12 protein-coding genes are annotated in these 11,823 nt (G+C 71.4%); all 12 read right to left on the bottom strand.

The window, feature by feature from the left end; all coding sequences use genetic code 11:
* Positions 1-89: 89 nt before the first annotated feature.
* Entirely contained in the window at positions 90-719 is a 630-nt protein-coding gene (locus ATK36_RS29105; RefSeq protein WP_098514370.1) for a hypothetical protein, read from the bottom strand.
* Positions 716-1,957 carry an eCIS core domain-containing protein gene (locus ATK36_RS29100; RefSeq protein ID WP_170069954.1) on the bottom strand — a complete coding sequence of 414 codons (1,242 nt, stop codon included), beginning with the start codon at positions 1,955-1,957 and terminating at the stop codon, positions 716-718. Before ATK36_RS29100 ends, ATK36_RS29105 begins: the two co-directional genes overlap by 4 nt.
* Entirely contained in the window at positions 1,954-2,223 is a 270-nt protein-coding gene (locus tag ATK36_RS32590; RefSeq protein ID WP_170069953.1) for a hypothetical protein, read from the bottom strand. Before ATK36_RS32590 ends, ATK36_RS29100 begins: the two co-directional genes overlap by 4 nt.
* Complete coding sequence (locus tag ATK36_RS29095) at positions 2,220-4,154, bottom strand: ATP-binding protein (RefSeq protein WP_098514368.1); 1,935 nt, start codon at positions 4,152-4,154, stop codon at positions 2,220-2,222. Before ATK36_RS29095 ends, ATK36_RS32590 begins: the two co-directional genes overlap by 4 nt.
* Positions 4,151-5,416 carry a Pvc16 family protein gene (locus ATK36_RS29090; protein ID WP_098514367.1) on the bottom strand — a complete coding sequence of 422 codons (1,266 nt, stop codon included), beginning with the start codon at positions 5,414-5,416 and terminating at the stop codon, positions 4,151-4,153. Before ATK36_RS29090 ends, ATK36_RS29095 begins: the two co-directional genes overlap by 4 nt.
* Positions 5,413-6,141 (bottom strand): hypothetical protein, encoded by a 729-nt coding sequence (locus tag ATK36_RS32585; protein ID WP_098514366.1) that lies wholly within the window; start codon positions 6,139-6,141, stop codon positions 5,413-5,415. Before ATK36_RS32585 ends, ATK36_RS29090 begins: the two co-directional genes overlap by 4 nt.
* Positions 6,138-6,860 (bottom strand): T4 family baseplate hub assembly chaperone, encoded by a 723-nt coding sequence (locus tag ATK36_RS29080; RefSeq protein WP_141544563.1) that lies wholly within the window; start codon positions 6,858-6,860, stop codon positions 6,138-6,140. The genes ATK36_RS32585 and ATK36_RS29080 overlap by 4 nt, the downstream gene beginning before the upstream one ends.
* A gap of 4 nt (positions 6,861-6,864) precedes the next feature.
* Entirely contained in the window at positions 6,865-7,386 is a 522-nt protein-coding gene (locus ATK36_RS29075) for a phage tail protein (protein ID WP_098514364.1), read from the bottom strand.
* Between the two features lie 12 nt (positions 7,387-7,398).
* Positions 7,399-9,033, bottom strand: a complete 1,635-nt coding sequence (locus ATK36_RS29070) for a phage tail sheath family protein (protein ID WP_098514363.1) — start codon at positions 9,031-9,033, stop codon at positions 7,399-7,401.
* A 54-nt stretch (positions 9,034-9,087) separates the two neighbouring features.
* A complete protein-coding gene (locus ATK36_RS29065; protein ID WP_098514362.1) occupies positions 9,088-9,306 on the bottom strand; it encodes a hypothetical protein in 219 nt (72 codons plus the stop codon).
* Between the two features lie 65 nt (positions 9,307-9,371).
* Positions 9,372-10,133, bottom strand: coding sequence for an AfsR/SARP family transcriptional regulator (locus tag ATK36_RS29060; protein WP_141544562.1), 762 nt, complete (start codon positions 10,131-10,133; stop codon positions 9,372-9,374).
* Positions 10,134-10,208: 75 nt separating this feature from the next.
* Entirely contained in the window at positions 10,209-11,666 is a 1,458-nt protein-coding gene (locus ATK36_RS33050) for an eCIS core domain-containing protein (RefSeq protein WP_098514360.1), read from the bottom strand.
* Positions 11,667-11,823: the final 157 nt, after the last annotated feature.

Genomic DNA, 11,823 nt, shown 5'->3' with positions numbered 1-11,823 from the left:
CCGGCGCCCTGCCGAAGGCTGTGAAGGGCACCTTCACGGACTCAGAGTCCCTCAAGGGACCCTTCACAGCCCTGGTAGTAACCGCCTCCTCAGATCCGGGGCACGCCGACGTCGGTCACCGGATGGTCGACCGCGGCCGCGAACCGCTCCTTCTGCTGCAGGTGGGTCAGGTAGAGCCCACCGCCCTTGTGCAGGTACCCGAGGTCGTCCACGGTGAGCACCCGCACCCCGACCGAGACCTTCGCCCGGATCGGGTTGAGCGAAGCGTCGAAAGCCTCCTCGGTGACGCTGAATTCGGTGATGCGGACCGGCACGACCCGCCGTGGCCCGAGGACCAGCACGGTCAGCGGTGCCTCGGCCGGCGCGATCTCCAGCAATCCCTTGCCCGCGTCGTCGTTCTCCGACCACAGCTGGTCGTAGGTCGGCGAGATGCTCCGTTCCAGCGCGCAGAGGAGCGGGAACAGGCCGTCCGGAAACCGCTCCGGCTCGGCGGCCGCGTCGAATTCGGCGTCGAACTTGTAGGTCTCGTGCGGCGGTCCCTTGAGCCGCAACGCTTCCAGCCGATCCCCCGGTTCGTTGCCGATGCCCTGCGGCTGCAGCGTGCGGGTCAGCGTGTCCGGGTTGTACTGGAACGGAATGGTCTTCGGCTTCCCGGTCGCGAGATCGATCAGCACGAAGCCGCCGCGGACGGGGTTGAGACTCTGCGGGAACGTGCTCACCGCTGCACCTCCTTGAGGTAGGGCAGGAACGGCGCCAGCGGCCCGCGGCCCGGCGTCACCAGCCGCCGGTAGTACTCCTGCAGGATGTCCCCCTGCTGTTCGGTGTTGAAGCTGGTGAAGCCCTGGCCCCGGGCCGTCCGCGCGGTCAGCTCGGCGTCGCCGCCGTAGTCGTAGGTGCTGACGACCGCGTGGTAACCGGTCCTGAGCACGCTGTATCCGTGCTGGTACTGCCAGGTGTGGGTCAGCTCGTGGATGAGCCACGGCATGAACCCGCTGCCGGTCGCGCTGCCGGACGGGAAGTTGATCGAGTCCGGCAGCGTGCGCGCGTAGCCGCCGATCGCGGTGAGCTGCCCCTCGGTCAGGGTGATCCGGTCCAGGTTCAGCGAACCGGCGAACACCTTCCGGGCCTCCACCCGCTCGGCCTCGGTGAGCGGCCGCGCCGCGCGCGGGGCGAGGTTCTCGCTGCGGCGGCCCACTTCCGTCGTGCCGAACAGCGACGACATCCGGGTGACCTCGCCTTTGACATACAGGAATGCCTGGTGTTCGGAGAGGAGCGCGGCCGCCATGTCCTTGGCCTTGACGTACCCCGCCGTGTTCAGCGCGGCTTCGACATCGGCGACGGCGGCGCCCTGGGAGAAGAAATAGGTGACGTCGCCGACCGTCCGGGTGCCGACCTTGTGGGCGGCGATCAGCGGCGCGAGAGCGGTCTGGATGCCCGGCGCGTCCGCGGTCGAGGTGACCGACTGGTTCGCCGTGCCGTAAAGGCTGCCCGGGGCGTACTCCGTGTGCGGCTTGGCATACGCCGCCAGCTCTCGCTGAACCCGCGGCTGCCCGTGCTCGTGAACGTCACCGGTCGACGCCTCGCGTTCGGCTCGCTCCCCCGGGTCGGACAGCGGCAGCCGCGACGGCAGCGCGTCAGCGACCGACCGCTGCTGGCGGACATGCCCGAGTTCGTGCCGGAGCAGGTTCCGGCCGGCCGCGGTCTCCGGACGGTACTGCCCCGGTCCGAACACGATGTGCCGTCCGACCGTGTAAGCCTTGGCCTGCACCGCTTCGGCGGACTCCGCAGCCTGCGCGTCGGTGTGCACCCGGACCCGGCTGAAGTCCCAGCCGGGGCGTTCCGCCGCGAACGGCTGTACTGCCGGATCCAGCGGCATGCCGGGGGTCTGCACCACCGCACGCACGATCGGCGGCGCCATCGGCTGCGCCGCTTCGCGTGGTCCGGGAAGAACCATCATCGGGCACCTCCGGGGGCATTGAGGCCGGTGCCGAGGCACCGGGCGATCTCTTCGCCGAGTGAGGACACCGTGTGGTGCCCGCCAAGCCGCAGTCCGGGTACGTCGATCCGCCGTGCATGCCGCGACGCCCGCCAGGTCCCGCGGGGTGCCTCGCCGAGCAGCCGGGCGAGTTCGGCCCGCACTGCCTCGCCGAGCGCACGGGACTGTCCCGGCGGCACTTCGAGGCCGTCCAGCACTATGCGGTCGATGTGCACCTCGATGGTCATCCTGCCCCCTCCCAGGTGAAATCCCTTTCCCTGACCGGAAGTTCGAGCTTGCGGAACTCGTTCCGGGCCGCATCCAGCACGGTCTGCATGGTGATCGGCGCGCGGTCCGCGGCGGCCAGGAACGCCGCGTTGAGCGCGATGTTGCGGGTCATGCCGCCGCTGACCGGCAGCCGTGCCAGCCGGTCGAAATCCAGTCCGGTATGCGGCGCCTTCGCCGGGAAGGCCCGGCGCCACATCGATTCCCGTTCCGAAGGGCCGGGGAAGGCGAACTCGACGACGAACCGCAGCCGCCGCAGGAAAGCGCTGTCCAGCGCGGTGCGCAGGTTCGTGGTCAGTATCGCCAGCCCCGGATGCGATTCCATGCGCTGCAGCAGATAGCTGATCTCGATGTTGGCGTAGCGGTCGTGCGCGTCGCGGACCTCGCTGCGCTTGCCGAACATCGCGTCGGCCTCGTCGAAGAGCAGGATCACCCCCTCCGCCGCATCGAACAGCCGGCGCAGGTTCTTCTCCGTCTCGCCGATGTACTTGCTCACCACCGCGGAAAGATCGACCCGGTACAGATCCAGCGCGAGCTGCTTGGCCAGCACCTCGGCCGCCATCGTCTTCCCGGTGCCGCTCGGCCCGGCGAACAACGCGCTCAGGCCCAGACCACGGGTGATCCGCTCGCCGAAACCCCATTCGTGGAACACCGTGCTCCGCTGCCGTACCTGGGCGGCGATCTCGCCCAGCTGCCGCCGGGCCGGTTCGGTCAGCACGATGTCGTCCCAGCCGGCTTTCGGCTCCAGCCGCTCGGCGAGCGAGGCCAGCTGCGGCCGGGTCCGGGCACGGCAGGCCCGCCACGCCACGGCCGGATCGCCGCCCGCCTCTGCAGCCACTTCCGCGATCGCCGGAACCTCCAGCGCGAACTGGGCGGCGAGCCCGTCGATGTCCGCTCCGGGACCGAGTGCGCCACGCCAGGCCGCCGCCCGTTCGGCTGGCGTCGGCGGGCACGCGTCGAGCACGAGGGACCGATGAGCCAGGTCCGCCCGGATCTCCCGCGTGGCCACGACCACCGGGCAGGTGACCCGGTCAAGGAACCCAGCGACCGGTGACGCCGCACCGTCTTCGCCGGTCGCTTCGACGTCGAGATACAGCGCCAGCGGCAACAGCATCGCTTCCCGCTGCCACAGCCTGGCCACCTGGTCGAGTTCAGCGGGCCGCGCGGGCAGCAGCGACGCGGGGATCCGGTACGCGAGCAGCCCGCAGGCCGCGGCCGCCTCTGCCGTCACGAGCTGCTTCGCTGCGTCGGCCGCACCGGCCAGTTGCACCACCGCACCGGTGCCGGTCCCCGCCTGCCAGTGCCGGACGACCTGGTCGGCAAGCTCCTGCTGGGACGGCGGCAGCCCGCGTTCCGCATCCGGCGGGAGCCGGGTCACCAGCGGGGTCAGCCGGTGGTCGAGGTGACCGAGGCCCTTCACGTAGTTGATCACACGCTCGTCCGCGCGCAGTGCCGTGGACACCACGCCCTGCGGCGGCTCGTCGACGAGCCGCCAGAACCGAAGGCCCCCGTACGGGGAAACGGCTTCCCACGCCGGATCCGGCAACGCGGCCAGCGCGAGGGCGAACGTCGGATAGGCCATCCGCTCGTCGCCGTGTGCCCGCGCGCACAACGTCGCGATCGAGGGATCCAGCTCGACTGCCGCGCACAGCAGCAGGGTGTCCCGCTCGAACCGCGACAACCCCAGCCGGGCGGCCAGGACCGCCAGCGCGGGCGGCGGGCTGATCTCCTCCGCATCCGCCACCTCCCGCGCGGCCGCGGTCACCTTGTCCGCCGGGATGTCCACAGTGGACTCCCGCGATTCGAGGTGAGCCCGAAGCACGAGACGCAGCCACTCCAGGGAAGCGGCCAGGAACCGCCCATTGGCCGCCTCCCACCCCTCGTGGCCGGTCATGAGCCGACCACCGTGATCGTCTGCGTGGCGTCGAACTGCGGGGCGTCGCCGGTGCGGTCGATCAGCAGGCTGTCCACCCCGCCGACGCGGAGCCGGGCAAGGTGCGTGCCCAGCGGCGCGTCCGGCACGTCGAAGGTCAGATCCGTGCCCACGACCGGATCCTCCGGCCGTGCCGACAGCTCGCGTCGTTCCCGGACCGCGCGGGAACCGAGCGCCAGGAGCACCGGCTGCCCGGCCCGCACCGGCGGGCTGCAGCGGAGGCCGACGACCGCGGCCGTCCCGGTCCGCACCACGGTCGCGGGCATCGTGCTCGTGATCGCCGGAGCGATGGCCAGCGAAACCTCGTTGGTGGTCGTGGTGATCTGCTCGCCCTCCACGGTCACGGTGCTCACCAGCGTGACCGACCACAGCCCGGCCAGGTAGCCGCCCGCCGCGCCGGACAGGTCGAACCGCACCTCGGTGCCACCCACCTGCCGCGGGCGGAGGACGACCGGATCGGACTGCAGCGGATGAGCGAGCCGGATCTCCGTGGTGCCACCGAGGTTCGCGCCTCGCACGAGCACCCGGCTCCCGACCGGCGCGGACGACTGTTCGTGCTCGCGTCCGTCGGCCCCGACCGCGACCGGTATCGCGGCGGCCGCCTCGGGCAGCGGCGAACGCGCACTCGCCACGGCGCTGGGGCCCCGATCCTGCGGGCCGCGTTTGAGGACCGGCACCGGCGTACGCGGCGTACGGCGGCTGTCGATCAGCACCGGGCCGACCTCGACCGCGACGGACAGCCGGTACCCGGTCCGGAAAGCCGACCAGAGCGAGTAGATGTCCTTCTCCTCCAGCGGCTGCCAGGTGATCCTGATCAGCTCGGGCTGTTCGGAAACGTTGCTGTGTGAGGGAACCTGACGTAGCCGGTCGCGGCTGAGCACCGGATGTTCGTGCAGGATCCGGAGGGCGCCGCCGAGCATCCGGTGCGCGGTCACGTCGTGCCCGCCCGGTACGAACGCGGTCAGCAGGTAGTGCAGCACCAGAGGCAGCGCCGGATCGCCGTGCTCACCGGGCCGCAGGCCGGACGGGTCCTCGTTGCGCAGCGCCGGATCGGTGTCGATCTCGTAGAGAAACAGGGTCACCCGCGGATCGCCGCCGGCATCCGGGTTCGCGTCCGGTGGTTTCGCCTCGACCTTGGCCCCGCTCTCGACCTCGCGGGTGCCCTCCAGGACCAGCTGCACGAGTGCCTCGGTGACCGCCTCGACGGCGTTCGCATCGCTCATCCCCGGTCACCTCCCGCTCTTTCCTTCAGGTATTCGTCCAGTCCGAGCACCGGCAGCCGGGATCGTCCGGGCCGCGGCGGCGTGGCCGGTGCCGGTGCGGGCACGGCCTTGATCTCGACCCGGCCGATGCTGATGTGCACGTCCGGCTCGGTCGGTTCCGGCCGCCGCCGTACCTTCGGCGGACGTGGTGGTTCGGCCGCCACCGGGCGCGGCCTGGCCCGGGTGACCGGATGCGCATACACCGGTTCGGCGGTCGGCGGAGCCACCGTCGGAGGGGTGGCTTCCGAGGCCGCGGGCGGGATGACGGCGGGTGCCGCCGGCGGCGCGACGACGGGGACGGCCGGAGCGGTCACCGAGGTGACGGTGATCGAAGGGGCAGCCGGATCGGTGTGTTCTTCCAGCCTCTCCCGGATGATCTCTCGCACCGGTTCTGGCTGCGGCTGCGGCTGCGGTCGTGATTCCTTGTGCGGCGCAGGAATATCGACCCTGGTCTCGTGCGTTTCCCGGCTCTCGTGGAACACCGTCGCGGTCCCGGGCACTGTCCCGGGCCGGGGCGCCGGGAACGGGGCCGGCGGCTCATGCGGTGGATCGGACTCGCTGAAGGTGCCCATCGGCAGCACCGCGCTGGTACGCAGTGGCGCGACGGGCTCGAAAAGCGTCGGCACTATCGGCCGGACCGGCGGGCTGCCGGTCCGGCCGAGCAGCCGGTCCACGAAATCGCTCACGCCGTGCTCCCCGCGAGTTCCAGGTAGTACCGCCGCCGCGCCGGGCTCACCGCGAGCACGTCGCTTTCCGACCAGCCGTAGCCGAGCGCGAGCGCGTGCACCTCGTGCATCAGCCGCCGGGCGTAGGTGTCCAGTTCCGTCCACAGGTAGGTGGCGACGTCGAACGGTGCCGCCCAGTGGTGCCCGCAGGTCACGCAGTCCAGGCTCAGCCGTACGTCCGCTTGTGGGTCGCAAGTGGACAGTGCGCCCGGCAGCGCGTCCAGCGCGGCGTCCGGCAGCTCCGCCGTCGCCACCTCCCGGCCCGCCTGCCGGGCGGCGACCACACACCGCTGCAGCAATCGCCGACGCGCGTCCGGGGCGTCCCGCCGGACAGCCAGCAGGTCGCGGCTGGTGACCGGCCGCAGATCCACCTCGTATCCGGCGGCGGTCACCGTCGCGGCGGGTACCGCGGGCGCGGGCGCCCGGACGTCCTCTCCGGACAGCTCCAGTTCGAGTTCCTCGCCGCACGCCGGGCAGGTCACCAGTGCCTGCCACGCCGGGCCGAAGCAGCTTTCCCGCAACGCCAGCAGAAATCCGTCCCGCCGGCCGACCGCGAGATCGACGACCGTCGACGGCTGCGCCCCGCCCGCGACCGCCAGCGCGAGCGCCCGCCGCACCGCGGGGAGCGCCTGCGCGGCCTCCCAGGTGCCCAGCAGTCCGGCTTCGGTCAGCGCGGCCATCACGTCACGCCGGGTCTTCGAAGGAGGTGTCCTCGGGCTCGGTCACCTCCTCGGCCACCCACCCCTCGTTCTCGACTTTGACGTGCTGGAGGGCCACCGCGTTGGCGTTCGCGTCCAAATCGGACACCGGCTGCCACTCCGAGACCCAGCAGTTGTAGACCTGGTACGACAGCACCTTCTGGCCGCCTTCGTCGAACACGTCCACGATCAGGTCCTGGCGGAAATCCTTGAGGGAGGTCTCCAGGCCACGCCCGGAATTGGTGAAACTCCACACCCGGTTCGCCCACTGCTGGAACACCTTGTCCGTGGTCACCCCGCGTTCGAGGGTGATCGGGTCGTACTCGGTCCGGCCGGGCAGCTTGAAACTGGTCGCCGGATCGCCCCCGCTGCGATGCTTGATCACCTCGGTACTGCGCTTGAAGCCGGTGACCTTGCTGACGCCGAGCATGTACTCGCCACCGGCGAACTTCACCCGGAACCGGAAGTTCTTGTACGGATCGCGCCGCTTGATCTTGCTGTCGGACATGGCTGGCGTCTCCTAGACCTGGATCTGGCCGGCGAGCTGCTGAATGTGGATGAGCACGAATTCCGCGGGCTTGAGCGGGGCGAACCCGACGAGGATGTTCACGATCCCGCGGTCGATGTCGTTCTGCGGATTGTTCGTGGCATCGCATTTGACGAGGTAGGCCTCCTTCGGCGTGCGGCCCTGGAACGCGCCCTGGCGGAACAGGGTGTTCAGGAACGCGCCGACGTTGAGCCGGATCGAGGACCACAGCGGTTCGTCGTTCGGCTCGAACACCACCCACTGCGTGCCGCGGTAGAGGCTTTCCTCCAGATACAGCGCGAGCCGCCGCACCGGCAGGTACTTCCACTGGTCGGCCAGCACGTCCGCGCCCCGCTGGGTGCGCGCGCCCCAGACCACGTTGCCCACCACCGGAAGGCCGCGCAGGCAGTTCACGCCGAGCGGGTTGAGCACGCCGTTCTGCTTGTCGGTCAACGGAACCGTGAGCGCGGTGACCCCGCTCAGCCCGGCCTCGGTGCCGGCCGGCGCCTTCCATACGCCGCGCTGCACGTCGGTGCGGGCCCAGATCCCGGCGAGCGCCCCGCACGGCGGGAACTCCTGCGGCGAGTTGTCCTTGTTCGGGTCCGGCAGCACGATCCGCGGGAAGTACAGCGAGGCGTTCTTCGCGTTGGGATCGTTGAGCACGAAGGCCGGACTGGTCGACCGGACCGCCCGGGTGACGTCGGAGGGTTTCTTCCAGTTCGGGTCCGGATCCACGATGAGCATCGCGCGCCGGTCCACGCAGAACTTCATCGCGCTGCTGAGAATGTTGTCGGCCCCGCCGATCAGGCCCGGTGCGCCGGGCAGGCAGAGCATGGTGAAGATGTCGGCCTTCAGCAGCGCGTATAGCCCGGTCTTGGTCTCCTCGTCGCCGAGGTAGTCCAGGTTGTTCGGCGCGTCGCCGTCCGCGCCGGGGGTGGTCACCACCGAATAGAGGTTCTTCCCCTGCGGATCGTCCGGGAACGGGTCGGAGCCGTCGGTGACCGTGTCGTGCGCGGCCGGGCGCGACCCGTCGCCCTCGACGACCGTGCTGCTGAGCAGGCTCGACGACGCGAGCACGTGCTTGAGCGCCCGCGCGGAGGTGGTGTCCGTGCTGACGTTGAGGTACTGCTCGGTGATGCCGCTCTTCACGTCCCGGACCGTGAGGTTGTAGAGCTTCCCGGCGGGGTCCGGCGCGGTGTCGTAGTCGACCCGGACCCGCAGGTTCCGGTCGTTGGGCCAGCCGCCGGGGCTGGCGGCATGCAGCGTCACCCCGCCGGCCAGGGCGATCACCGACGCCGAGGCGTAGTTCCGGGCGGGCGTGGCATCGGCCGCGTCCGCGTCGTCGAGTGTGGTGTTGTGGTTCTTCGCGACCACCCGCACGATCTCGGCTTCACTGCCGCCGTTGGCGTAGAACTGGAACACCGCGTACGCCAGGGCGGTGCCGGAGTCGAGCCCGCCGAATTCGGCGGTGAAATCCTCCCAGCTGGTGATGTGCACCGGCTCGTCCACCGCGCCGCGCGGCGCGGTGCCGACGAATGCCGCGACCGAGGTCGGTACCCCGACGATGGTGCGCACCGCGCTGGGCAACTCGTCGATGTAGACACCCGGATACGTGGGCGTGATAGGCATGGCCGTCTCCCTCCGCGGCTTTCCGGCCGTGATCGTCAGCTTCCCGCGGTCCCGTCACCGCGGCGTCACTCCGGGCGCACCGCCCTCGGCGATCGCGCGGAGCCAGGCCTCCGCCGAGGCCAGGACCTGTTCCCGGGTGGTCACGACGGCCGCGGCCACCTCGTCGGCGGTCACGTCCGTCGTGCTCATGACCCGGACCCACAACAGCCCGTCTGGCGTGCGCCACGCCCGCATGACGTGCAAAGCGACGCGCTCCACGGCCTCACCGGACATGCCGAGCAGTACAGCGGCCCGTCGTCACGGCTCCGTCACCGTGCCGACCATTACTGGGCCAGCCGTCACTGGGCCGGCCGGATCTCCCCCAGCAGGGCCCGCGCACCCGGGCTGGGCGCGACGCCCAGCTCCGTGCGCAGCAGCCGCACCAGCGCCCGGTAGACCCGGATCGCCTCGCCGTGGTTGCCCTCCAGCAGATGCACCCGGATCAGGCTGCGGTGCGCGCTTTCCCGCAACGGCTCACCGTCGATCGCGGTGAGCGCGACGTCCACCGCTTCCACGAAACGTCGTTGCGCGGCAAGGCGTTCGGCGAGGCGTTCGAGTGCGTGCAGCCGCAGCTGGCGCCAGCGTTCCCGGAAGGCGAACAGCCAGTCGTCACACCAGACCGGCAGGAGGTCCGTGGCCAGCAGACCGGCGACCGGTGCGCTGTCCGCCGGCAATTCGCCGTGCGCGGCCAGCGACCGCGCCAGGCCGGACGCCGCCCGCACGTCCACCGCGACCGTATCGGCCAGCGAAAGCCATTCGGGTGTCGCCCGGACCAGGCCGCGGTGGACCTGCCCGACGCGCCACAGCGTGGTCCGCAGGCTCGCGGCACTGTGTTCGCCCGAGGCCTCGCCCCACAGGGTGTGCGCCGCCTCGGCGCGGCGCACCGGGTGATCACGCAAGGCGAGGAACACCACCAGCCGTTGCGCGGCCCGCGACAGCGGCAGATCGTCCTCCGCCTCGCGGACCGCGAACGTCGGCAGCATCTGCAGCATCAGGACGTCATCCGGGCCGGCGTCCGCCCACACCGGTTCTGCTCTCGTCACGAGTCCCTGCGAACCCACCGGTCTCTCCCCCTTCAGCGGCAACGCCGTCCCCCTTGGATGATCTCGATCCGGCGCGGCGCGGCGCCATCCGTGCTACCACGTAACTTTCGCCGGGCCGCGCGACCCCGCGGCCGCCGAGAGCAGCCGCTGTTCCTGCAGGAAGGAAAGGAACTGCAGGTAGGTTCGGTGGGCGAAGGCGTCGGCCGGCCAGATCTGGTCGCCGGCCCGGACCGCGGTGCCGCTGATCCGGCGGTACCGCGCGTTGACCGCCTCGGTGGCCCGCAGCAGCACGCCGACGTCGCCGACCCCGGCGATCCGCGCGGACACCGGAACCCCGCGCGATTCCCCCGCGAGGAACCGGTCCAGGCTCGTGGCGAGGATGACCCGCTTCAGGTAGCCGCCGAGTTCGCGCATCGCCTGCGCTTCGGCCGGCCGGTACCCGGCGAGGTTCCAGTTGTCCGGATCGAGGATCGCGACGACCCCGCCGAAGCTCTGCACCACCGCGTCGGTGATCGCCCCGCCGACCGCCCCGATCGCCCGCGTACCGGCCGCGAGTCTCGTGGCGAGCCCGGTGGCCCAGGCCGACACGGCCGGCGCGACCGTGCCGGCGACACTGACCCCGTAGGTCTCGGAGAACTTCAGCCCGGCCTCCGGACCGACGCTGAACGCGGCCGCCGCCCAGCCCTCCTCGCCCGACAGCAGGCCGGTGCCGATCGACAATCCGGCCCCGGCGAGCAGCTGCACCGAACCACCCACGGCGGCACCGGCATAGGCGCCGGACACACTGCCGGCTTTCCCGACCGGGCCAAGCCGCACCGCGAAGACGACCCCGCCGCTGCCCCCGGCGATCGCGCCGACCCCCAGCTCTCCGTAGCCGAAGACGTCTCCGGTCAGCTCGCCGGTCTCGGTGTCGAGAAAGAACATCGTGTCCTGCCCGGCCCCGACGCCAGGCCCCGCGCCGACGGTGCCCGACACCCGGAGCCCGATGGCCGCACCGGTCACCGCCCACCCGGCCAGCCGCAGCGGCACGAGCACCCAGCGGGCCAGCGACCGCGCGGCGACCGCCACCCACGGCGGAAGCTGCCCGAGCACCACCCGCGGGTCCGCGGCCGGATCGGCCTGCCGGGCGAGCCCGCGAGCACTGCCGCCGGCCACCGCCACCGGTCCGGTACCGGTACCGGTACCGAGCACCGCATCCGCCGCCGTGTCCGCCGGATGATCGAGCGCGTGACCGGCGGCGAAACCGGGAGCCGGCGGACCGCCCCGGCGCTGCTGCACGACGTGCGCGAGTTCGTGCGCGAGAAGGCGGCGGCCGTCTTCGGTGCCCGGCCGGTACTCGCCGGAGCCGAACACCACGTTCTCGCCGACGGTGTAGGCCTTCGCACCCAGCCCGGCGGTGGGCTGGTCCGTATGCACCCGCACCCGGCTGAAGTCCTGCCCGAACCGGCCCTCCAGGAAATGCCGGACCTCCGCGCCGAGCGGCTGCCCGGTGCCCGGCACCTCATCCCGGACCGGCGGCGCCGGACCCCGGGACACCCGCACGTGTTCCATCGGCAACCCTCCCGATCGCTGGGTCACCAGGCAGTCTGGCCGGAAGCCGTCACCACCGTGTCACCGCAGGCCCCTTCACACATCCGGAGGTCCGTGAAGGGGCCCTTCACAGACTCAGCTTGTTGTTTAACCCGGTTGCGTTGTCGCGCTACCCCGG

This window comes from Amycolatopsis sulphurea (genome assembly GCF_002564045.1).
GTDB classification, from domain to species: Bacteria; Actinomycetota; Actinomycetes; order Mycobacteriales; family Pseudonocardiaceae; genus Amycolatopsis; species Amycolatopsis sulphurea.
This window is presented reverse-complemented; position numbering and strand designations above follow the sequence as displayed.